The following is a 22,815-nucleotide window of genomic DNA, read 5'->3' on the forward strand; positions in this document are numbered from 1 at the left end:
GCGGGCCTTTCGCGGCCGGCCCCTTCCGAGCCAGCCCGCCGCCCGCCTATGCACGCTCCCGTCCCGCTCATCGCCACCCTGGCCGCCGCCTTCGCGCTGTCCCTCCTGCTCGGCTTCCTGGCCGTGCGCCTGAAGCTGCCGGCCCTGGTGGGCTACCTGGCGGCGGGCATCCTCATCGGGCCCTTCACGCCGGGCTACGTGGCCGACGTGGCGCTGGCGGCGGAGCTGGCCGAGATCGGCGTGATGCTGCTGATGTTCGGCGTCGGGCTGCACTTCTCGCTGGACGACCTGATGGCCGTGCGCCGCATCGCCGTGCCCGGCGCGGCGCTGCAGATCGCCGTGGCCACCGTGCTGGGCGCGGCCGTGGCCCTGGCCTGGGGCTGGACGCTGGGCGCGGCGCTGGTGTTCGGGCTGGCGCTGTCGGTGGCCTCCACCGTGGTGCTGCTCAAGGCGCTGGAGGCGCGCGGGATTCTGGAGAGCGTCAATGGCCGCATCGCCGTGGGCTGGCTGGTGGTGGAAGACCTGGTGATGGTGCTGGTGCTGGTGCTGCTGCCGGCCATGGCGCCGCTGCTGGGCGGCAGCACGGACGCGGGCGCTGCTCACGGCGCCACCCACGGCGGCGAGGGGCTGGGGCTGACGCTGGTGCGCACGCTGCTGGCGGTGGGCGCCTTCGTGGGGCTGATGCTGGTGGTGGGCCGGCGCTTCTTCCCGTGGCTGATGTGGCAGGTGGCGCGCACGGGCTCGCGCGAGCTGTTCACGCTCAGCGTCATCGCCGCGGCGCTGGGCATCGCCTTCGGCGCGGCCAAGCTCTTCGGCGTGAGCTTCGCGCTGGGCGCCTTCTTCGCCGGCATGGTGCTGCGCGAGTCGGCGCTGAGCCACCGCGCCGCGCACGAGAGCCTGCCGCTGCGCGACGCCTTCTCGGTGCTGTTCTTCGTCTCGGTGGGGATGCTGTTCGACCCGATGGTGGTGCTGCAGCAGCCGCTGCAGGTGCTGGCGGTGGTAGCCATCATCGTCCTGGGCAAGTCGCTGGCGGCCGCGGCGCTGGTGCTGCTGCTGCGCTATCCGCTGGGCACGGCGCTGACGGTGTCGGCCAGCCTGGCGCAGATCGGCGAGTTCTCCTTCATCCTGGCCGGGCTGGGCGTGCAGCTCAAGCTGCTGCCCGGCGAGGGCCAGAGCCTGATCCTGGCCGGCGCGCTGATCTCCATCGCGCTCAATCCGCTGGTGTTCTCGGCCATCGAGCCGGTGCTGCGCATGCTGCGACGGCGCCCGGGCCTGATGCGCAAGCTGGAGCGCCCCGACGACCCGCTGTCGGAGCTGCCCATGGACACCGCCCACCACTACCTGGAGCAGCAGGTGGTGCTGGTGGGCCATGGCCGCACCGGGCGCCACATCGCGCGGGCGCTGCGCGAGGCCGGCGTGCCCTGCGTGGTGGCGGACCAGAACCGCGAGACCGTGGAGCGGCTGCGCGCCCAGGGGCTGCCGGCGGTGTGCGGCGACGCCGCCGAGGAGGGCACGCTGATCCAGGCCCACATCGCCCGCGCGCGCATGCTCGTCATCGCCGTGCCCGAGGCCGTGGACGTGCTGCCCATGGTGGAGATCGCGCGGCTGCTCAATCCGGACATCGAGATCGTGCTGCGCGGCCGCGGCGAGGAGGACGCGGCCCTCATGCAGCGCGAGCGGGCCGCGGCGGTGTTCACGGCCGAGGGCACGCTGGCCCAGGCCATGAGCGGCCACGTGCTGCAGCGGCTGAGCCAGGCGCATTGAGCCGCCTGCGGGCAGGCCGGGTCCGCCGCATCCCGTCCCTCGGGCCTCGATGTGCCGAAGTACCGGCGCAGGGTCAGCAAGCACACGCCGCTGGTGTCGAGAACTTTTACAGTCCGTGGCGAGACTTTCAGGCGGGCACACCTAAGTGCTTGTCAGCCAAGGTTTCGCGCCTCGTGGCATACCCCTTGCATAAGGGGGATCGCGCACCGAAGCGCTGTGAATACCTCTTTCCAGGGATTGATCATGAAGAAGATTTCCGCTCTGTTCCTCAGCGCTTTGCTGGGCGCGGGTGCCCAGGCTGCCACGGTGAGCTCCAGCGCTGCCGCCGACCTCACCGCCACTGATTTCGGCGTCAACTCCGTGCGCAACACGGGCGTGGCCCCCCTGAGCGTCAGCCTCGACCGCTTCGACCGCCACCTCGGCGAGCTGCAGAGCGTGCTGCTGACGGTGTCGGCCAACGTCCTGACCGACCTGCTGGTGAAGAACACCGGCACGAGCGGCAAGTCCGTGGGCAAGGTCTCGCTGGGCGTGGACATCTTCTTCACCAGCAGCCTGGGCGTGGTGAACACCAGGATCAACGGCACCGACACGGACCCGGTGGCGGACCTCTCGCTGGAAACGCCCAAGCGCAACTTCAGCCTGAACCCCAACCAGTCGCTCGCGTTCACGAACCAGACGGCCAGCGACTTCCTGACCTTCGAGTTCACCGACAGGGCCTCGCTGGACGCCTTCACCAGCCTGAACCCGGCGGCCTTCAACATCGCCTGCTCCACGCTGTCGATGACCAACGTGTCGTACACGGGCGGCAACGCCGAAGCCAGCCAGAGCACCAAGGCCGCCTGCGGCGCCGACGTGGTCTACACCTACGACGACACCAAGGCGCTGCCCCCGAGCCCGAACCCCACCCCCGAGCCGGCCTCGCTGGCCCTGGTGGGCCTGGGCCTGATCGGCGTGGCCGCCTCGCGCAAGAAGTCGCGCAAGGCCTGAAGGCGGCCTGACTGTGAATGCCGGCCGGCGCGCCGGCATGCCATGTGAGGAAGCCGGGCCCGCCCCGGCTTCTCGCTTTTCAGCGCGGCGTCACTGCAGCGGATAGCGCGCCAGCCGCGGCGCGTCGAGGATGCGGATGTCGCGCTTGTCCACCTCGATCAAGCGCGCGGTTTCCAGCTCGCCCAGCACGCGCGAGAAGTATTCGGGCGTGATCGACAGCCGCGAGGCGATGGTGGCCTTGCTCACCGGCAGCGACACCGTGGCCGGCGCGTCCGGCTCGCCGTCGCTGCTCTGCTCGCGCAGCAGGTAGCCGATGACGCGCTGCGTGCCGCTGTGCAGCGCGTAGGCCTCCACGTCGTTGATGAGCCCGTGCAGCCGCCGCGACATGCCCGCGAGCATGCGCAGCGCAAAGCGCGGCTCGTGCGCGATTTCGCCGAACAGCGCCTCCTTGCGCACGCCCAGCAGCAGCGAGTCCAGCAGCGCCGTGGCGTTGATGACGCAGGGCCGCTCGCCGAACACCAGCGCCTCGCCGAAGCTGTTGCCCGGCCCGACCAGCTCGACCACCTTCTCCTGCCCCGAGGGCGCGATGGCGTGCAGCTTCACCTGCCCCGTGACCACGACGTGGAAGGCCTCGCAGGGGTCGCCGCAGCGGTAGACGGCCTCGCCGCGCACGAAGCGCCGCAGCTGGCAGCCCTCGGCCAGGCGCTGCAGCTCGGCGGGCTGCAGGTCGTTGAACAGCGGCAGCACCGAGAGGTAGCGCGGGATGTCGAACTGGCGCAGGTCCATGGGCAGGTTTCCTTGCTGTTCTGCTTGTTGAGGCGGCGGATTGTGGGCGGGCGCCCAGGCCCGATGCTTGATGTCAGTCAAGACTGGATGCTCCACGCGGCGCGCGCAGGCGCCGCGCCGGCACGTCCGCACACCGGAGTTCCCTGTCGCCGCCGGTCGCACCGGCCCGCCCCCGGCCGCGCCGGGTCAGCGCGTCAGCGTCGCGTACACCTGCGCCAGCCGGCCCACCAGCTCGGTGGCGCGGTGCACCTGGGCATAGCCCCGGGTGCCGAAGAGCAGCGGCAGGTAGTCGTGGCCCTGGGCGTCGATGCTCACGCAGAAGGGCACCAGCCCGGCCGCGCGTGCGGCCTGCACCGCGTGGCGCGTGTCCTCCAGGCCGTAGCGGCCCTCGTACTGGTCCAGGTCGTTGGGCTTGCCGTCGGTGAGCAGCAGCAACAGGCGCTGGCGCTCGCCGCGCGCCTGCAGCCGCTGCGTGGCCAGCCGGATCGCCGCGCCCATGCGCGTGTAGTAGCCGGGCTTGACCAGGCCCACGCGCGCGCGCGGGAGCGGGCCCCAGGGCTCGTCGAAGCCTTTGAGGTGCTGGATGCGCACATGCTGGCGCCGCACCGAGCTGAAGCCCAGCATCTCGAACGCGTCGCCGCCGGCGGCCAGCGCCTCGCCGAACACGAACAGCGCGTCGCGGATGACGTCGATGACGCGCGCGTCGTTGCTGGCGTAGGCGTCGGTGGACAGCGACAGGTCCGCCAGCAGCAGCGTGGCCAGGCTGCGCTCGGCCTTGACGCGGCGCAGGTGCACGGCCGGCGCCTCGCTGCGCGGGCCGGCATCGGACTGCAGCCGCACCCAGGCGTCCAGGTCCAGCTCCTCGCCCGCCACCTCGCCGCGCTGCCAGCGCGGCGCCGCGCGCAGCAGCTCCAGGCGCCGGCGCACGCGCCGCGCCGTGGCTTTCAACGCCGGCGACGGCACGAAGCTCTCCCCGGGCCGGGCCACATAGGTCTGCACCGCGCAGTGGGCGGGCCGCAGCACGCCGGCCTGGTAATCCCATTCGGGCAACTTCAGGCCCGGCCCCAGCGGCAGGTCGTCGGCGCTGGCGCTGGGCAGGTCCAGGTCGAATTTCACTCGCGCCGCCAGCGTCTGGCCGTCGGGGGCGACGCTGAGCTGCTCCATGTCGTTGGCGGCGTCCAGCGCGTTGCCGTCGTCGCTGTCGTCGTCGCCGCGATTGACCTTCACGTGCTCGCTCCACGACAGCAGTGCCTCGGCGCGGAACACCATCAGCAGCGGATTGCCGTCGCGCTCGTCGGCCGTGCGCCGGGCGGCGCGGCGTTTTCCATCCTGCACGCCGGGCGGGCGCCGGGCGCCGGCCTCGGCCGGGGCGTCGGGGCGGCCGGGCACCGGGGCGGCGGCGGCAGCGTGCTCAATCCACAGCCACAGCGGCGCCACCTCGTCGGGGCGCACTTCCACGGCCGGCAGCGCCACGTCGGCATCCTCCCGCAGCGAGGCGCGCAGCGCCGCCTGCACCGCGGCCTCGGCCTCGGCGGCACGGCCCTTGAGGCGTTCCACCCTGGGCCGCTGCGCCAGGTGCGCCGCCACCAGCCGCGCATGGCGCTCGCGCAGGCCCGGGAAGCGCCGCAGCGCCAGCCGGCCCGCGGCCAGGTTGCGGGCGATCCAGCCGGTATCGGTGCCCTCGGCGGGCAGCGTGTCCATGCCGGCCGACAGCGCCGCCAGCCACAGGTACAGGGCGCGGTTGAGTTCCGCATCGGGGAACACGGCGATGCTGGGCGGCAGCGCCAGCACCTCGGCTTCCAGCCGCGGCAGCGCGGCGCGCTCCCCGCTGCCGGCGATGCGCTGCAGCCAGCCGCGCGGCCCGCCGCTGCGGCGCTCGGTGGCCGGGGCGATGCGGATCGCCGCAGCGCCGCCCGCGCCGCGGAACAGCATGCCGATGGCGCGCTGCACCTGCGGCAGCGCCACGGCGGCCTCGGGATGCGAGCGGTCGGCCGCGCGCGTCACGGCGCGGTGCCACCACTGGCCGATGAGTTCTTCCATCAGACAACTCCCACGGTGCCTGGCGCACCGTTGCATGGGCCATGCAAGCGACAGGGCGTCATGGCCGCGCCTCCGGCCCCTGCTCCTCCCGCCCTTGCCTGCGCGTCTCCCGCTCCGCCGCCACTCCCTGCTCCCAGCCCAGCAGCGGGGCCTTGTCCTGCGGCTTCTGCGAGATGTCGCACTCCGTCAGGCAGCGCCCGCACTGCACGCAGGAAAACATCATTCGCTTGATGTTGCGGGGGTGCAGGCGCATCGGGCAGGCGTTGTCGCAGGCGCTGCCCGACGGGGACTTCACGGTCTCGCAATCGCGGCAGTCGCGCGCGCGCTCGCGGCTGAAGGCCACCACCATGCCGCGCGGATTGGCCATCCACGCCAGGCTCTGGAACAGCCCCACCGCGCAGCCGAAGCGGCAGAACAGGTGCCGCGCGAAGGCGAACTCGGCCGTGAACACCGCCGTGCCGATCACCAGGAAGCGCGCCTGGTTGGCCGTGAGCTCGCCGCGCAGCAGGTTGCCCCAGATCTGCGCCGGCGGCAGCAGGTAGCTCAGCAGCGTGATGGCCCACGTGAAACCCAGGATCAGGCACGACAGCGCGAACAGCGGCCACCAGCGCTTCCGCGCCGGGCGGTCCGAGCGCGGCGTGGCATGGCGGTCCCAGAAGCTGAACCTGGCGCAGGCGCGGTGCAGCAGGTCGTTGAGCAGTTCCACCGCCGAGAAGTGCGGGCACAGCCAGCCGCAGTACAGCCGGCCCCAGCGCCAGGCCACGGCCAGGAAGCCCGCCACCAGCAGCAGCGCCGGCAAAAAGGCGCGCAGCAGGAAGTTCAGCGCCACCTGCGGCGCCGTGATCTGCCCGGCGGTGAAGGCATCGATGCCCAGCGACCAGCGCATGCCCAGCACCCAGAGCTGGGTTTCGTTCAGGTCGAAGCGCAGCAGGTTCAGCGCCGGCGCCAGCAGGAACAGCACGAAGAAGCCGGCCTGCGCCCAGTGCCGGCGCCGCTGCAGCGGCGGCATGGCTGCCGGGGCCGGGCGGCGCACCGTCATGCGCCGGCGCGGTGCCGCGGGAGCGGCAGCGGGAGCCGGCGTCGCGGCGGCGTCCGCGCAGCCGCAGCCGCCCTCCCCGCAGCTCCCGGCCGCCTGCGCCGCTTCGGCGCCGCGGTCACGGCCGGGCGATGGACCCTCGAAAGCCATGGCTGGTCCTGCCGGCGGGTCAGCCGCCGATGACGGCGCGGGTCAGCTCGCCCAGCGCGGCGGCCGTCTCGGCGTCGTCGGTGAGCGCGTCCACGATCGCGGCCTGGCAGGCGGCCTGCAGCGGCAGCCCGGCGCGCACCAGGCGCGCCGCCACCACCAGCAGCCGGGTGCTGACGGTCTCCTCCAGGTCGTGGTCGGTGAGCCGGCGCAGCGCCTGCGCCAGCCGCACCAGCGTGGCGGCCAGCGCGGCGTCCGCCCCGGCCTCGGCCTCGACGATGCGCTGCTCCACCTCGGGGGCCGGGTAGCCGAAGCTCAGCGCCACGAAGCGCTGGCGCGTGCTGGGCTTGAGGCTCTTGAGCAGGTTCTGGTAGCCGGGGTTGTAGCTGATGACCAGCATGAAGCCCGGCGCCGCCGGCAGCAGCTCGCCGGTGCGCTCGATGGGCAGCACGCGGCGGTCGTCGGCCAGCGGGTGCAGCACCACGGTGGTGTCCTTGCGCGCCTCCACCACCTCGTCGAGGTAGCAGATGGCGCCGCTGCGCACGGCGCGGGTGAGCGGGCCGTCGCACCAGACGGTGTCGCCGTCGGCGATGAGATGGCGGCCCACGAGGTCGGCGGCGCTCAAGTCGTCGTGGCAGCTCACGGTGACGAGCGGGCGGCCCAGCCGCGCGGCCATGTGCTCGACGAAGCGCGTCTTGCCGCAGCCCGTGGGGCCCTTGATCAGCAGCGGCAGCCGCTCGCGGTAGGCGTGCTCGAACAGCGCGCACTCGGCGGCCTGCGCCATGTAGAAGGGCACGGCGGCGATTTTCAGTGCGGAGGCGAATTCCATGTCACGTTCTCACTGGTCAACTTCCTGGAAGTTCCGCGACCTCAAGGAACCGTTCGCCCTGAGGTATCGAAGGGCGAATCCGTCAGGCTGCGATGGCAGCCGCACAGCAGGGGCCGTCCGTCCTTCGATACCTCAGGACGAACGGAATGCTTCACTGACAAGCCAAGCCAGGACTCAGGCGCGCTGCGCCGGCTGGGCCTTGAGGGCACCGCCGCCGTGGTGGGCGGCCAGCTCCTCGGCCGAGGCGCCGACGAAGAAGCTGCACAGGTACATCAGCAGCCCGGCGAGGAACATCACGCCGCCGGCCAGGCGCACCCAGTAGAAGGTGGCGAGCTGGTCCTGCGTGGCCATGAAGGACATGGCGCCGGTCTCGGGCAGGCGCTGCAGCCACACCTGCAGGATGCCCGCGCCGGTGAGGGCCAGCACCATCACGCCCATGCCGATGCTCATGGTCCAGAAGCTCTTCTTCTCCAGCGCCTGGGCCTTGAGCGAGTTGGCCTCGCGGCCGCGCAGGATCGGCATGGCGTAGCTGATCATGGTGATCACGACCAGCACGTAGGCGCCGTAGAAGGCCAGGTGGCCGTGCGCCGCCGTGACCTGCGTGCCGTGGGTGTAGTAGTTCACCGGCGACAGCGTGTGGATGAAGCCCCACAGGCCCGCGCCCAGGAAGCCCATCACCGAGGTGCCCAGCGCCCACAGCACCGCCGCCTGGTTGGGATGCTCGCGGCGGCGGCGCTGCACCATGTTGAAGGCGAAGACGGCCATCATGAAGAAGGGGATGGGCTCCATGGCCGAGAACACGCTGCCGATGAGCTTCCAGTAGCCGGGCAGGCCGATGAAGTAGAAGTGGTGGCCGGTGCCCAGGATGCCCGTCATCAGCGCGAAGGCGATGATCAGGTACAGCCACTTGTCGATGACCTCGCGGTCCACGCCCGTGGTCTTGACCAGCACGAAGGCCAGCAGCGCGCCCAGGATCAGCTCCCACACGCCTTCCACCCACAGGTGCACGACGAACCACCAGTACATCTTGTCGCGCACGAGGTTGTGCGGGTTGACGAAGCTGAACAGGAACAGCAGCGCCAGCCCCCACAGGCCCATCATCAGCACCAGGCCGATGCTGGTCTTGCGGCCCTTGAGCATGGTCATGCTCAGGTTGAGCAGGAAACCCAGTGCCACCACCACGATGCCCAGCTTGGTGGGCAGCGGCTGCTCCAGGAACTCGCGCCCCATGGTCTGCAGCAGCTCGTTGCCGGTGACTTCGGCGAGCTTGGCATAGGGCACGGCCAGGTAGCCCACGATGGTGAGCGCGCCGGCGACGAGGAAGATCCAGAACAGCGCCACCGCCAGCTTGGGGCTCCACAGCTCGGTCTCGGTCTCCTCGGGCACGAGGTAGTAGGCCGAGCCCATGAAGCCGAACAGCAGCCACACGATCAGCAGGTTCGTGTGGACCATGCGGGCCTGGTTGAAGGGGATGTAGGGGAAGAGGAAGTCGCCGATGAGGTACTGCAGGCCCAGCCCCAGGCCGAACAGGATCTGGCCGGTGAACAGCGCCAGCGCCGCGATGAAGTAGAGCCGGGCGACGGCCTGCGACTTGTACTTGAGTGTGGTGGGTCTCATGGTCTCATCCCTCGATGTTGGGCGGCCACTTCTCGGTGTTGATCTGGCCGGTCCACTTCAGGAACTCCACCAGGTCATCGAGCTGCTGCTCGCTCAGGTTGAACTGCGGCATCTGGCGCCGGCCCGGCGCGCCGCTGGGCTGCGCCTTGATCCAGGCCTTGATGAACTCGCCGCCGCGGCGCTGGTGCACGTTGCCCAGCTCGGGGGCAAAGTACGCGCCCTCGCCCAGCAGGGTGTGGCAGCCGATGCAGTTGCGCGTCTCCCAGACGGCCTTGCCGCGCGCCACGGCGGGCGTGATCTCGGCGGCGTTGGAGCGCTGCGGGATCTGGCGCTCGGCATCCAGGATCAGGCCGGTGAACAGCAGCGCGAAGAACACGCTGCCGCCCCAGAAAATGTTGCGGGCCTTCTGCTTGGTGAACCCGCCGCGGGTCTGGCTCATGAGGGAGCCCTCCTCGGTCAACACGATGGGGCTTAGCCTAGGGATGCACTCGGATACCTTCCTTGAACCGGTTCAAGAAACGCGGCGCCGCCTGCGCAGCGGGCGTGAACTTGACGCGACTCAAGCCGCCATCCGCGCCGAAAGCGCCGCGGGCAACAAAAAACCCGCCTCGCGGCGGGTTGTTTTCAGGGGCCGCCGAAGCGGCCCGCCGGGGAGGAGACGGCGTCAGCGCCGGCCGATGAGCATGCCCACCAGGAAGCCGACGCCGGCGGCCACGGCGATGGAGCGCCAGGGCTTGTCGTGCACGAAGTCGTCGGCGGCCTGGCCGGCGGCGCGGGTCTTGTTGACGGCGTTGGCCTGCAGGTCGCGCAGGTCATGGCGGGCTTCGCGCAGCCGCTCGCGCAACTGGGCGGCGCTGGCGCTGGCGCTGGCGGCGCTGGAGCGCATGAGCGCCTCGGCATCGGCCACGATGGCCTTCAGATCGCTCTTGAGCTGGTCCATGCCCGGGTTGTTGGCCGCGGGCGTCGTGGTGGTGGGCGTGCTCATGTCGTTCATCGTGCGGTCCTCCGTGTGTGAAAGGGCTGGGATCGGGCTCTTACCTTAGCCCCTGCCCCGCTCCAGCGGCAAGCGCCGGCGCGCGCCAGGGGTGCAAGGGAAACCCGTGGGGCGGACGGCGGGCCGTCCCTCCTTCCCAGGCAGACCCGCGCCGGGGCCCCGGAGTTCCCTGCCCGCGCGCCCCGCGCCCGGCTCAGGCCGGCACGGCGCTGGCGTCCCGTGCCGTCAGGGACGACAACGCGGCCACCGCGGGCGTGAGCAGCCGCTCCACGAGCTCGCGCACGCTGCGGATCTGCTCGCCGAAGGGCAGCGCACCGGCGCCGCGGAAGAACAGCCCCTTCTTGACCTCGCCGCGCAGCGCGGCGGCGAGCTGGTGGTCGATGCAGAACTGGCCCCAGCCCTGCAGCCCGTCGCGCAGCCCGCACTGCGCCAGGCAGTCGAAGACCTTGGTGCAGCGCGACTTGGGATGCGCCACCGCCTGCAGCTTCTCCTCGGCCTTGAGATAGGTCTTGAGCCAGGGCGTGGCCACGGCGCGCGCGGGCAGCCCCGCCACGCTGGTGAACTCGACCATGTCCTCGTTGCGCGCCTGGGCCAGCACGCGCTTGAACTCGGGGTGCGCGTCGCACTCGGCGGTGACGGCGAAGGGCGTGCCCAGCTGCACGCCGGCCGCGCCCAGCGCCTGCAGCCGCGCGATGTCCTCGAAGCTGCGGATGCCGCCGGCGGCAATGACGGGAATCTCGCGCTCGATGCCGGCCTTCTTCAGGAACTCCAGCACCGCGGGAATGACGTTCTCGAAATCGAAACGCGGGTCGCCCAGGTCGGCGATGCGCGCCGCGCCCAGGTGCCCGCCGGCTAGGCGCGGGTGCTCGATGACGATGGCATCGGGCAGCCGCTTCTTGCGCTCCCACTTCTTGATGACCAGCTGCACGCCGCGCGCGTCCGACAGGATCGGCACCAGCAGCGCATTGGGGTGGTCCTGCGCCAGGTCGGGCAGGTCCAGCGGCAGGCCCGCGCCCACCACCACGGCATCGATGCCGGCCTCCAGCGCGCGCTTGACGCTGGCGGCGTACGCGGCCACCGCGCGCATGACGTTGATGGCGATGAGCCCGCGACCCTGCGACAGCGCGCGCGCGGCCTTGATCTCGCGTTCCAGCGCCTCCAGGTTGGCCGCGTCGATGAGCGCCTTGCCCTCGGCCTCGTGGCCGGCGCGCGCGGCGGCGCCCTCGGTGCGCTCCATCAGGTCCGGATGGTGGCGGCGCAGGTCCACCGAGCTGATGGTGCCCACCCCGCCCAGCGCGGCCACGCTGCCCGCGAGCCGGTGCGCCGACACCCCCACGCCCATGCCACCCTGCACGATGGGCAGCAGCGAACGGCCGCCCAGCCGCAGCGCCCGCAGGCGGCTTTGCTCCAGGACGGGCGCGAGGACGGGGTCGATGTGCGGATTCATGGGAACAGGCGAGAACAGACAGGCTGCGCACCTTACGCAGCCCACCCGGGCGCCTCCTTGATCCTTGTCATGCCGCACCGCGATGGCGCGCGCCGTTGTTGTGACGAAGTGATGCCCCCGCTGGCAGTGGTGGATTTGGGGTGACGTGGCTTGCAGCGCCGCGCGGGCGTGGCGATGCTGCGGCCATGGCCCTCGAACACGCATCCCCGCTGCAGCCCATCCGGCTGCATCCCGACGGCACCCTGCCGCCCGACGCCGTGAGCGTCAGCCTCATCAAGAGCGCGGAGCTGCAGTTGCTGCGCGTGGTGCTGCGCGCCGGCGGCGTGCTGCCGGCGCACTGGGTGGCCGGCGAGTGCACCATCCAGTGCCTCACCGGCCGCGCGCAACTGGTGACACCGGACAAGAACATCCCGCTGGAGAGCGGCGACGTGGTGCTGGTGCCCAAGCAGCACCCGCACGAGCTGCGCTCGCCCGACGGCGACAGCGCGCTGCTGGTGACGATTCGGTTGGGGACGTGACGCGGGGGCGGAGTCGGCTCGCAGGGGCTTCAAATTCGCCACCTGAAAGGCTGACATGCCGCGCTCCCCTCGCCCGCGAAGCGGGAGAGGGGAAATGCAAGGCCGGCACGGCGGCGCGCCAGCGGGCGCGCCGTCCGGGCTGCTGCCTCAATGCAACACCAGCACCGGCAGCTTGCTGCGCGACATCACCGCCTTGGTGTGCGAACCGAACAGCAGCTCGCCGAAGGCGCCGCGGCCGTGGGTGACCATGACGATCATGTCGCAGCCCTGCTCATGCGCGGCGTCGGCGATGGCCGCGTCGATGTTGTTGTTGCGGGTGTAATGACCCTTGAATTCCACCCCGGCCTCGCGCGCCCGGGCCTCGAAGCGGCCCAGCAGCTTGCGGGCATGCTCGGCCGTCATCTCCTCGTGCGCCGTGGCGGCGCGCTGGTAGCGGTCGGGATGGGTGCCGATGGAGCTGGGCAGCGCCACGGCGGGCTCGGCGATGAAACCGGTGATCTCCGCACCCAGCTGCCTGGCCAGGCGGATGCTCTCTTCCATGGCCCGGCCCGAAAGCTCAGTGCCGTCCACGGGCACCAGCAGGCGTTGATACATGCGCTTCTCCTCTGTACTGCAACTGCCCGACCACTCTAGGCCGCGCGGCGCCTTGTCAGGTTTGAGCAAGCTCAAGCGCACGAGGGCCAGGCGGCGCCGATCTCGTTGAACAGCACATCCTCCTCGACCGGCACGTCCTTGAAGGGTCCGGTGCCGCTGTGCTCCGAGCGCGAGGCCGGCACGAAGCCGCCGCGCCGCACGTCGAAGACGTGGATCTCTCCGTCCTCGATCACGTAGTGCCAGCCGTGCAGCGTGAGCTGCCGCGCCTCGACGCGCCGGCGCACCATCGGGTACTCCATCAGCCGCTCCAGCTGCAGCACCACGGCGCGCTGCTCGGTGCGGCGCAACGCCTCGGGCGTGGGCACCACCGGCAGCGCCGCCTCGCGCGCCAGGTCCAGCCAGACCTGGAGGTTCTTCGCCTCGGACGACACCTCGCCGTACAGCGCCTTCATCGCGCCGCAATGGCTGTGGCCGCACACCACGATGCGCTGCACGTCGAGCTGCAGCACCGCGAACTCGATGGCCGCGGCCGTGCCGTGGTAACCGGCGGAGCCGTCATAGGGCGGCACCAGCGCACCCACGTTGCGCACCAGGAACAGCTCGCCAGGCTCCGCGCCCGTGAGCAGGTACGGCACCAGCCGCGAGTCCGAGCAGCCGATGAAGAGCGTGGTCGGATGCTGCCCCTGGTCCACCAGCCTCTTGAAATGCTGCTCGTACTGGGGGAAAGCGTCGTCATGGAAGCGGCGCAGCCGCTGCAGCAGGTCGTCAGGCATCGGAGTTCAGGCGCGGCTCACTGCACCAGCGGCGTGTCCACGGTTTCGAGATCAACCGCCTCCAGCGCCGCCGTGCCGGCCAGCACGCGCAGGTACTGCCGCAGCGCCGTGATCCAGGCCTGCTGCTGCAGCGACTGCACCACCGCATTGCGCACCTGCTTGTAGGGCAGCGCCTCGCCGCCCTCGCGCGCCAGCACCTCCACCACGTGCAGGCCGTGGCGGCTGTGCACCAGGCGCGGCAGCACGCCCACTTCCGGGTGGCCGAAGATTTCGCGCCCGAACTCGGGCGCCACCTCCGCCGCCGTCACCACGCCCAGCTCGCCGCCCTGGGCGCCGCTGGGGCAGTTGGACAGCTCGGCCGCGGCGCGGGCGAAGGCGCCATCGGCCACCTCCGCGCAGCGCAGCTCCAGCAGCAGCGCCTCGGCGCGCTTGCGCAGGGCATTGATGTCCACGCCCGGCGTGACGGCGAACAGCACGTGCCGCAGCGCCACCCGCTCCTGCGCGCCGAAGCGCGCCGGGTGCGCGGCGTGATGGCGCCGCAGCGCCGCCTCGTCCGCTTCGGGCAAGCGCAGCTCCAGCGCCAGCAGCTCCTCGATGGCCTGCGAGGCCGCGGCGCTCATGCTGCCGTCGAGCTGCGCCTGGTCGTTGGCATCCAGCAGCCCGGCCAGCTGCGCCGCCTGGCGCAGCAGCTCGCCGCAGGCGCGCTGGCGCAGTTCGAGCTCGTCGGGACGCCGCCCCGGCGCATGCAGCGCCACGCCGTTGACGCGCGCCACCGGCTGGTCCGGATCGGCCACCGGCGCGCTCATCACCGGAAAGTCCTCGTGTTGAAGGGCCTTCTGGCCGCCGCAACCGCAGCCGCCATGGCCGCCACCGCATCCGCTCATGGCTCAGCCCCTCCCATGCGAAGGCTTCACCGCCACCGGCGCGGCACCGCCCTGCACCTGCACTGCGGGCCGGCCCACGGTCTCTTCCAGCGTGCGCCGCGGCGCCAGGTGACCGGCGGGCAGGTTCAGGCGGCGGCTGCGCACCACCTGGTACGGGCGCAGCACATAGGCCACCGAGGCCAGGCCGCTCCACACATGCACCAGGCGCGTGAACGGGAAGACCAGGAACAGCGTCATGCCCAGGACCATGTGCAGCTTGAACACCCAGCCCACCGCGGCCAGCTCCGCGCCATCGACGCGCAAGGTCACCACGCGCTGCGCCCAGTCGGAGAGCACCAGCATCACGCTGCCGTCCAGGTGCTGGGCCGACAGCGGGATCGTGGCCAGCCCCAGCGCCAGCTGCACCCACAGCAGCGCCAGCAACAGGATGTCGCTGGGCTTGGAGGTGGCGCGAATGCGCGGGTCCGACAGGCGGCGGTTCAGCAGGATGGTCACGCCGAAGAAGGCCAGCGTGCCGGCGACGCCGCCGCTGACCATGGCCATCACCTGCTTGGAACCCGCGCCGATGAAGTGCTCGTACACCGCGTGCGGCGTGAGCATGCCCACCGTGTGGCCCACCAGCAGGAACAGCACGCCGATGTGGAACAGGTTGCTGCCCACGCGCAGGCTGCCGCCGCGCAGCAGCTGGGACGAATCGCTCTTCCAGGTGTACTGGTCGCGGTCGAAGCGGATCAGGCTGCCGACGAAGAAGACGGCCAGGCAGATGTAGGGATAGAGGCCGAAGAAGAAGTGGTCCAGGGCTTTCATGCTCGCGCTCCTTGGTTGGAAGCCGCGTGGGCGTTGGTCTTGCGCACGATGTGGATGGGCTGCGGCTGGCCGGGCGCGGCCTGGCCGCGGGTGCTGCAGCCGTCGAAGGCGGGCGGCTCGGCCCACGCTTCATCCAGGGGCTCGTCAGCCTCCACCTTCACCGCCTGCGGCTTCTCGCCGGCCAGCTCCAGCACGGCGGCGACGACGCAGGCATAAGGGCTGCCGCGCTTGAGCAGCGCGCTGAAGACGGCGTTGAGGATGTGCGCCATCTCGCCCAGGAACTCCCGCCCCACCGCCGGCGGCTGCGTGGAGACGAACTCCAGCACCACGGGCAGGTGGTCCGGCAGCTCCTGGTCGCCCAGGTGCAGGCCCGCCTGCGCATAGGTCTGGATCAGGTCGATCATGGCCGGGCCGCGCTCGCGCGAGTCGCCGTGCACATGCTCGAACAGGTGCAGCGAGGTGGCGCGGCCCCGGTCGAAGGTCTCGACGTACTGAGCCTCGACCTCGTAGGGATCGGCCGCGTGCAGCACCTTCATCAGCTGTCGCACTTCGGCGCGGCGCGGCGCGGGCAGCGCCGCCTCGTCGTCCAGCGCCTGCGCCAGCTCGGGCAGCGCCGCGCGCAGCCCGGCGCCGGGATAGCCCAGCAGCGCCGCCAGCACGCGCGCCGTGAGCCGGTGGCTCTTCACCTTGTTGAACATCGCATGCTCCTTCAGACGGTGGCCTGGATGGGAATCGTGCGGCGCTTCTTGGCGCCGAACAGGCTGGTTTCGCCCGCACCGTCCGAGCAGCCGTTGCCGAAGCTGAAACCGCAGCCGCCGCGCACGTCGAAGGCGTTCTCGGCGTACTCGCGGTGCGTGGTCGGGATGACGAAGCGGTCCTCGTAGTTGGCGATGGCCATCACCTGGTACATCGCCTCGACCTCGGCCTGGTTCAGTCCCACCTGCTCCAGCGCCCTCAGGTTCTCGCGGCCCTCCACGTGCTTGTCGCGCTGGTAGGCGCGCATGGCCAGCATGCGTTCCAGCGCGCGCACCACGGGCTTCTCATCGCCGGCGGTGAGCAGGTTGGCGAGGTACTGCACCGGAATGCGCATCTGCTGCACGTCGGGGATCTCGCCGTTGACGCCCAGGTGCCCGGCCTGCGCGGCCGAGGTGATGGGCGACAGCGGCGGCACGTACCAGACCATGGGCAGCGTGCGGTACTCCGGGTGCAGCGGCAGCGCCACCTTCCACTCCACCGCCATCTTGTAGACGGGGCTGCGGCGCGCGGCCTCCAGCCAGGCCTCGGGGATGCCGTCGGCCCGCGCCTGCTCGATCACGCGCGGATCGTGGGGGTCCAGGAAGATGTCGAGCTGCGCCTGGTACAGGTCCTTGTCGCGCTCCACGCTGGCGGCCTGCTCGATGCGGTCGGCGTCATAGAGCAGCACGCCCAGGTAGCGGATGCGGCCCACGCAGGTCTCGGAGCACACGGTGGGCTGGCCGGCCTCGATGCGCGGATAGCAGAAGATGCACTTCTCCGCCTTGCCCGTCTCCCAGTTGTAGTAGATCTTCTTGTAGGGACAGCCCGAGACGCACATGCGCCAGCCGCGGCACTTGTCCTGGTCGATGAGGACGATGCCGTCCTCCTCGCGCTTGTAGATCGAGCCCGAGGGGCAGGAGGCCACGCACGCCGGATTGAGACAGTGCTCGCACAGGCGCGGCAGGTACATCATGAAGGTGTTCTCGAACTGGCCGACGATCTCCTTCTGCGCGGCCTCGAAGGTCGCGAGGTTCGCGTCCTTGCTGCGCTTGGAGAACTCGCCGCCCAGGATCTCCTCCCAGTTCGGGCCCCACTCGATCTTCTGCATGCGCTGGCCCGTGATCAGGCTGCGCGGGCGCGCGGTGGGCGCGGCCTTGCTCTCCGGCGCGGACTGCAGGTGGTCGTAGTCGAAGGTGAAGGGCTCGTAGTAGTCGTCGATCTGCGGCAGGTTCGGGTTCGCGAAGATGCGCATCAGCAGCTTCCACTTGCCGCCCTGGCGCGGCTCGATCGAGCCGTCGGCGTTGCGAATCCAGCCGCCGTTCCACTTGTCCTGGTTCTCCCACTCCTTGGGGTAGCCGATGCCGGGCTTGGTCTCGACGTTGTTGAACCAGGCGTACTCCAGGCCCTTGCGGTTGGTCCAGACGTTCTTGCAGGTGACGGAACAGGTGTGGCAGCCGATGCACTTGTCCAGGTTGAGCACCATGCCGATCTGTGCACGTACTTTCATGTCGTACTCCGTGTCTTTTCGCGTGCGGGTCAGGCGTGTGCGGCCGCAACCGGCTCGTCATCCAGCCAATCGACCTTGGCCATCTTGCGCACCACCACGAACTCGTCGCGGTTGGTGCCGATGGTTCCGTAGTAGTTGAAGCCGTAGCTGTACTGGGCGTAGCCGCCGATCATGTGCGTGGGCTTGGTGACGATGCGCGTCACCGAGTTGTGGATGCCCCCGCGCGTGCCGGAGATCTCCGAGCCCGGCGTGTTGATGATCTTTTCCTGCGCGTGGTACATCAGGACCATGCCCTCGTTCACGCGCTGGCTCACCACCGCGCGCGCCGCGATCGCGCCATTGCTGTTGAAGAGCTCGACCCAGTCGTTGTCCACGATGCCGGCCTTCTTCGCGTCCGTCTCGCTCAGCCAGATGACGGGGCCGCCGCGATTGAGCGTCAGCATCATCAGGTTGTCGCTGTAGGTGGAGTGGATGCCCCACTTCTGGTGCGGCGTGATGAAGTTGAGCGCGATCTCCTTGTGCCCGTTGGGCATGCGGCCCATCACCGGGCTCACGGCCTTGAGGTCCACCGGCGGGCGGTAGGCCACGAAGCCCTCGCCGAAGGCGCGCATCCAGTCGTGGTCCTGGTAGAACTGCTGGCGCCCGGTCAGCGTGCGCCAGGGGATCAGCTCGTGCACGTTGGTGTAGCCGGCGTTGTAGGAAACCTTCTCGCTCTCCAGGCCCGACCACGTCGGCGAGCTGATGATCTTGCGCGGCTGCGACTGGATGTCACGGAACCGGATTTTTTCATCTTCGCGGTGCAGCGCGAGATGGGTGTGATCGAGCCCCGTCTGCTTGCCCAAGGCGTCCCAGGCCTTCACCGCCACATGGCCGTTGGTTTCCGGGGCCAGCATCAGCACGACTTCCGCCGCGTCGATGTCGGACTCGATCTTCGCCATCCCCTGGGTCACGCCCTCCTCGTGCACGCGGCCGTTGAGCTCACGCAGCGCGGCCACTTCGTCCTTGGTGTCCCAGCCGATGCCCTTGCCGCCGTTGCCCACCTTCTCCAGCAAGGGGCCCAGCGCCGTGAAGCGTTTGAAGGTGTTGGGATAGTCGCGCTCGACCACGGCGATGGACGGCGCGGTCTTGCCGGGAATGAGCTCGCACTCGCCCTTCTTCCAGTCCTTCACGCCGAAGGGCTGCGCCAGTTCGGCGGCGGTGTCGTGCATCAGCGGCGTGAGCACGACCTCCTTCTCCACGCCCAGGTGGCCGACGCAGACCTCGCTGAACTTCTTGGCGAAGCCCTTGTAGATCTCCCAGTCCGACTTCGCCTGCCACGCCGGGTCCACCGCGGTGGACAGCGGGTGGATGAAGGGGTGCATGTCGGAGGTGTTGAGGTCGTTCTTCTCGTACCAGGTGGCCGTGGGCAGCACGATGTCCGAGTAGAGACACGTGGTGCTCATGCGGAAGTCCAGCGTCACCACCAGGTCCAGCTTGCCTTCGGGCGCCTGCGCATGCCACTTCACCTCGGCAGGTTTCGCTTCATCGGCGCCCAGGTCCTTGCCCTGCACGCCGTGCGTGGTGCCCAGCAGGTGCTTGAGGAAATACTCGTGGCCCTTGCCGGAGGAGCCCAGGATGTTGGAGCGCCACACGAACATGTTGCGTGGCCAGTTGTCCGGGTGGTCCGGGTCCTCGCAGCTCATCTTGAGCGCGCCGCTCTGCAGGCCCTGCACCACGTAGTCCTTGAGCTCCATGCCGCGCCGGGCGGCCTCGGCGGCCAGCGTCAGCGGGTTGGTCTGCAGCTGCGGGGCCGAGGGCAGCCAGCCCATGCGCTCGGCACGCACGTTGTAGTCGATGAGGCTGCCGCCGAACCTGGCCTTGTCGGCCAGCGGCGAGAGGATTTCCTCCACGCCCAGGCGCTCGTAGCGCCACTGGTCGGTGTGCGCGTAGAAGAAGCTGGTGCTGTTCATCTGGCGCGGCGGGCGCAGCCAGTCCAGCGCGAAGGCCAGCGCCGTCCAGCCGGTCTGCGGACGCAGCTTCTCCTGGCCCACGTAGTGCGCCCAGCCGCCGCCGCTCTGGCCGATGCAGCCGCACAGCATGAGCATGTTGATCACGCCGCGATAGTTCATGTCGGCGTGGTACCAGTGGTTCATGGCCGCGCCGATGATGATCATCGACTTGCCCTGCGTCTTGTCCGCGGTGTCGGCGAACTGGCGCGCCACGGTGATGGCCTGCTCGCGCGGCACGCCGGTGATCTTTTCCTGCCACGCCGGGGTGTACGGGTGGTCGTCGTCGAAGCTGCGGGCCGCGTTCTCGCCCGGCAGGCCGCGCGCCACGCCGTAGTTCGCCACCAGCAGGTCGAAGACCGTGGCGACGAGGGCGCTGCGCTGCTCGCCGTCCTTGCCCAGCTTGATGCGCTGCACCGGCACCACGCGGCGGATCACGTCGCCGGACTGCGGGTTGGCGTTGAAGTGCGGCGTGTCGATGCCGCCGAAGTACGGGAAGGCGACGGTGGCGGTCTCGGCCTCCAGGCCATCGACCGCTTCACCCTCCAGCGCGCTGAGCTTCAACTTGACCGGCTGGCCGTGGCGGGCCTCCTTGGCCTCCAGGTTCCACTGGCCCTGGGCCTTGCCCCAGCGGAAGCCGATGGAGCCGTTGGGCAGCACGACCTTGCCGGACTCGTCGATGGCGACGGTCTTCCACTCCGGGTTGTCAGCCTGGCCCAGCTGGCCGTTGAAGTCGCTGGCACGCAGGTAGTGCGCGGGCACCAGCGCCGTGGAGCCGTCAGGCAGGGTCTGCGGTTCCAGTTGCACCAGCAACGGCAGGTCGGTGTAGCGGCGCGCGTAGTCGTCGAAGTACGCACTGCGCTTGTCGAAGTAGAACTCCTTGAGGATGACGTGACCCATGGCCATGGCCAGGGCGGCGTCGGTGCCCTGCTTGGGGTGCATCCACAGGTCGGCGAGCTTGGCGACCTCGGAGTAGTCGGGCGTGACCGCCACGGTCTTGGCGCCCTTGTAGCGGACCTCGGTGAAGAAGTGCGCGTCGGGGGTGCGCGTCTGGGGCACGTTGGAGCCCCAGGCGATGATGAAGTTGGCGTTGTACCAATCGGCCGACTCGGGCACGTCGGTCTGCTCGCCCCAGGTCTGCGGGCTGGCCGGCGGCAGGTCGCAGTACCAGTCGTAGAAGCTCATGCACACGCCGCCGATGAGCGAGAGGTAGCGCGAGCCCGCGGCGTAGCTGACCATGGACATGGCCGGGATCGGCGAGAAGCCGATGATGCGGTCCGGGCCGTGCTTCTTGGCGGTGTAGACGTTGGCCGCGGCGATGATCTCGTTGACCTCGTCCCAGGTGCTGCGCACCATGCCGCCCAGGCCGCGCTGCTGCTGCCATTCGCGCCGGGCGTCGGCGTTCTCGACGATGCTGGCCCAGGCGTCCACCGGGCTCTTGGCCACGGCGCGCGCCGCGCGCCAGTGCTTGAGCAGCCGGCCGCGCACCATGGGGTACTTCACGCGATTCGCGGAATACAGGTACCAGCTGTAGGAGGCGCCGCGGGCGCAGCCGCGGGGCTCGTGATTGGGCAGGTCCGGGCGCGTGCGCGGGTAGTCGGTCTGCTGGGTTTCCCAGGTGACGATGCCGCCCTTGACGTAGATCTTCCACGAGCAGGAGCCCGTGCAGTTGGTGCCGTGGGTGGAGCGCACGATCTTGTCGTGCTGCCAGCGCGCGCGGTAGGCGTCTTCCCAGGTGCGGTCCTCGCCGGTGGTGACGCCGTGGCCGTCGGAGAAGCCCTCCTTCGGCTGCGAGAAGTGGGTGAGTCGATCGAGGAAGTGGCTCATGCTCGTTGCTCGGTAATGCTGGGGGGATGCGGTGCTCGGTCAGCGCGGGGCCGCGCTCAGCAGGGCATCTCGGCGCGCTTGCGGGCGTAGAACCACCAGGTGATGGCCACGCACAGCGCGTAGAAGGCGATGAAGCAGTACAGCGCCGCCTCGGGCCCGCCGGTGAGCGAGATCGAGGTGCCGTAGCTCTTGGGGATGAAGAAACCGCCGTAGGCCCCGATGGCGCCGGTGAAGCCCAGCGTGGCGGCGCCCTCGGTGTTGCCTTCCCGGGTGGCGCGGGCCACGGCGGTGGCGTCGTTGCGGTCCACGCCGCGCAGCGCCTGGCTCAGGAAGATCACCGGGATCATGCGGAAGGTGGAACCGTTGCCGATGCCCGTGGTCATGAACAGCACCAGGAACATCGCGAAGAAGCCGGTGAAGTTGCCGCCCGCACCGTTCACGGGCAGGAAGTGCAGCACGCCCAGCACGGCCAGCGCCATCACGGCGAAGTTCCAGAAGGTCACGCGTGCGCCGCCGAGCTTGTCGGCCAGCCAGCCGCCGACGGGGCGGATCAGCGCGCCCAGCAGCGGGCCCATCCAGGCGTAGGCCAGCGGATTGACACCGGGGAACTGGCTCTTGATCAGCAGCGGGAAACCGGCGGCGTAGCCGATGAAGGAGCCGAAGCAGCCCAGGTACAGGATGCACATCAGCCAGTTGTGCTTGCGGCGGAAGATCGCGGCCTGCGCGGCGAAGGAGGCCTTGGCATCGGCGATGTCGTTCATGCCGAACCAGGCCGCCAGCGCGGCCAGCGCGATGAACGGCACCCAGATGAACGCGGCGTTCTGTGCCCACACCGCGGAGGCGGTGCCGTTCTTCATGATCTGCTGCGCCTCGCCGCCGATGGCGCCGAACAGGCCCATGACAATGACCAGCGGCGACAGGAACTGCACCACCGACACGCCCAGGTTGCCCAGGCCGGCGTTGACGCCCAGCGCCGCGCCCTTCTTTTCCTTCGGGAAGAAGAAGCTGATGTTGGCCATGCTGGAGCTGAAGTTGCCTCCGCCCAGGCCGCACAGCAGCGCCAGCGTCAGCATGGTCGGGTAGCCGGTGCTGTTGTCCTGCACCGCGAAGCCGATGCCCAGCGCCGGGATCAGCAGCGAGGCGGTGGACAGCGCCGTCCAGCGCCGCCCGCCGAAGACCGGGACCATGAAGGAGTAGAAGATGCGCAGCGTCGCGCCCGACAGCGCCGGCGCCGCGGCCAGCCAGAACAGCTGATTGGTGGAGTACTGGAAGCCCAGCGCCGGCAGGCTCACCGCCACCACGCTCCAGACCTGCCAGATGGCGAAGGCCAGGAACAGCGCGGGCACCGACAGCCACAGGTTGCGCCGTGCAACGGCCTCGCCCTCGCGGGCCCAGAAGCCCTTGTCCTCGGGCAGCCAGTGCAGCAGGGTGCGGCCTTGCCGTGCGCCTAAGGCAACGGCGGTGCTTGAGGTTGAAGTCATCGTGTTCTCCACAGGAAACGGGAGAGAAGAAAGGGGCGCCGCGCGGGATGGGTGGAT

Annotated in this window: 19 protein-coding genes; 3 read left to right on the plus strand and 16 right to left on the minus strand. The window is 70.2% G+C overall.

All coding sequences use genetic code 11. From position 1 onward, the window contains the following. Positions 1-48: 48 nt before the first annotated feature. Together HHL10_RS09705 and HHL10_RS09710 are read left to right on the plus strand one after the other, a co-directional pair. Positions 49-1,764 (plus strand): cation:proton antiporter domain-containing protein, encoded by a 1,716-nt coding sequence (locus HHL10_RS09705; RefSeq protein ID WP_169160154.1) that lies wholly within the window; start codon positions 49-51, stop codon positions 1,762-1,764. 243 nt (positions 1,765-2,007) lie between these two features. Beyond that, a complete protein-coding gene (locus HHL10_RS09710; RefSeq protein WP_169160257.1) occupies positions 2,008-2,751 on the plus strand; it encodes a choice-of-anchor E domain-containing protein in 744 nt (247 codons plus the stop codon). A gap of 90 nt (positions 2,752-2,841) precedes the next feature. On the opposite strand, the gene HHL10_RS09715 is transcribed toward HHL10_RS09710, so the two are convergent. The 8 genes from HHL10_RS09715 to HHL10_RS09750 all read right to left on the minus strand — a co-directional run bounded on the left by HHL10_RS09715 (position 2,842) and on the right by HHL10_RS09750 (position 11,647). After that, positions 2,842-3,537 (minus strand): Crp/Fnr family transcriptional regulator, encoded by a 696-nt coding sequence (locus HHL10_RS09715; protein WP_169160155.1) that lies wholly within the window; start codon positions 3,535-3,537, stop codon positions 2,842-2,844. A gap of 186 nt (positions 3,538-3,723) precedes the next feature. Next, the gene (locus HHL10_RS09720) at positions 3,724-5,577 is read right to left on the minus strand and encodes a nitric oxide reductase activation protein NorD (RefSeq protein ID WP_169160156.1); all 1,854 of its coding nucleotides are present in this window, start codon (positions 5,575-5,577) and stop codon (positions 3,724-3,726) included. 58 nt (positions 5,578-5,635) lie between these two features. Next, positions 5,636-6,763, minus strand: coding sequence for a 4Fe-4S binding protein (locus tag HHL10_RS09725; RefSeq protein WP_235971252.1), 1,128 nt, complete (start codon positions 6,761-6,763; stop codon positions 5,636-5,638). 19 nt (positions 6,764-6,782) lie between these two features. Further along, positions 6,783-7,589 (minus strand): CbbQ/NirQ/NorQ/GpvN family protein, encoded by an 807-nt coding sequence (locus HHL10_RS09730; protein WP_169160157.1) that lies wholly within the window; start codon positions 7,587-7,589, stop codon positions 6,783-6,785. A gap of 174 nt (positions 7,590-7,763) precedes the next feature. After that, positions 7,764-9,206: a cbb3-type cytochrome c oxidase subunit I gene (locus HHL10_RS09735; protein WP_169160158.1), complete on the minus strand. Its 1,443-nt coding sequence runs from the start codon at positions 9,204-9,206 to the stop codon at positions 7,764-7,766. 4 nt (positions 9,207-9,210) lie between these two features. After that, positions 9,211-9,645 (minus strand): c-type cytochrome, encoded by a 435-nt coding sequence (locus tag HHL10_RS09740; protein ID WP_169160159.1) that lies wholly within the window; start codon positions 9,643-9,645, stop codon positions 9,211-9,213. Positions 9,646-9,870: 225 nt separating this feature from the next. Further along, positions 9,871-10,200: an ElaB/YgaM/YqjD family protein gene (locus tag HHL10_RS09745; RefSeq protein WP_235971253.1), complete on the minus strand. Its 330-nt coding sequence runs from the start codon at positions 10,198-10,200 to the stop codon at positions 9,871-9,873. A 193-nt stretch (positions 10,201-10,393) separates the two neighbouring features. Next, on the minus strand, positions 10,394-11,647 hold the full coding sequence (locus HHL10_RS09750; RefSeq protein WP_169160160.1) for an NAD(P)H-dependent flavin oxidoreductase: 1,254 nt from the start codon (positions 11,645-11,647) through the stop codon (positions 10,394-10,396). A gap of 185 nt (positions 11,648-11,832) precedes the next feature. On the opposite strand from HHL10_RS09750, the gene HHL10_RS09755 reads away from it, so the two are divergent. Then, the gene (locus HHL10_RS09755; RefSeq protein WP_169160161.1) at positions 11,833-12,165 is read left to right on the plus strand and encodes a cupin domain-containing protein; all 333 of its coding nucleotides are present in this window, start codon (positions 11,833-11,835) and stop codon (positions 12,163-12,165) included. A gap of 147 nt (positions 12,166-12,312) precedes the next feature. Here HHL10_RS09755 and HHL10_RS09760 read toward each other — a convergent pair whose 3' ends face one another. From HHL10_RS09760 to HHL10_RS09795, 8 genes are all read right to left on the minus strand, one after another. Beyond that, positions 12,313-12,759, minus strand: a complete 447-nt coding sequence (locus tag HHL10_RS09760; RefSeq protein ID WP_169160162.1) for a universal stress protein — start codon at positions 12,757-12,759, stop codon at positions 12,313-12,315. A 71-nt stretch (positions 12,760-12,830) separates the two neighbouring features. Next, a complete protein-coding gene (locus HHL10_RS09765) occupies positions 12,831-13,532 on the minus strand; it encodes a carbonic anhydrase (protein WP_169160163.1) in 702 nt (233 codons plus the stop codon). A gap of 17 nt (positions 13,533-13,549) precedes the next feature. Further along, a complete protein-coding gene (locus HHL10_RS09770) occupies positions 13,550-14,416 on the minus strand; it encodes a peptidylprolyl isomerase (protein ID WP_169160164.1) in 867 nt (288 codons plus the stop codon). 3 nt (positions 14,417-14,419) lie between these two features. Beyond that, a complete protein-coding gene (narI, locus tag HHL10_RS09775; RefSeq protein ID WP_169160165.1) occupies positions 14,420-15,223 on the minus strand; it encodes a respiratory nitrate reductase subunit gamma in 804 nt (267 codons plus the stop codon). Further along, a complete protein-coding gene (narJ, locus tag HHL10_RS09780) occupies positions 15,220-15,921 on the minus strand; it encodes a nitrate reductase molybdenum cofactor assembly chaperone (RefSeq protein ID WP_169160166.1) in 702 nt (233 codons plus the stop codon). The genes narI and narJ overlap by 4 nt, the downstream gene beginning before the upstream one ends. 11 nt (positions 15,922-15,932) lie before the next feature. Continuing rightward, a complete protein-coding gene (gene narH, locus HHL10_RS09785; RefSeq protein ID WP_169160167.1) occupies positions 15,933-17,465 on the minus strand; it encodes a nitrate reductase subunit beta in 1,533 nt (510 codons plus the stop codon). Positions 17,466-17,494: 29 nt separating this feature from the next. Beyond that, complete coding sequence (locus HHL10_RS09790) at positions 17,495-21,277, minus strand: nitrate reductase subunit alpha (protein WP_169160168.1); 3,783 nt, start codon at positions 21,275-21,277, stop codon at positions 17,495-17,497. 56 nt (positions 21,278-21,333) lie between these two features. Further along, entirely contained in the window at positions 21,334-22,758 is a 1,425-nt protein-coding gene (locus HHL10_RS09795; RefSeq protein ID WP_169160169.1) for a NarK family nitrate/nitrite MFS transporter, read from the minus strand. Positions 22,759-22,815: the final 57 nt, after the last annotated feature.

Origin of the sequence: Azohydromonas caseinilytica, assembly GCF_012927045.1 — a bacterium.
Lineage (GTDB): Bacteria > Pseudomonadota > Gammaproteobacteria > Burkholderiales > Burkholderiaceae_C > Azohydromonas > Azohydromonas caseinilytica.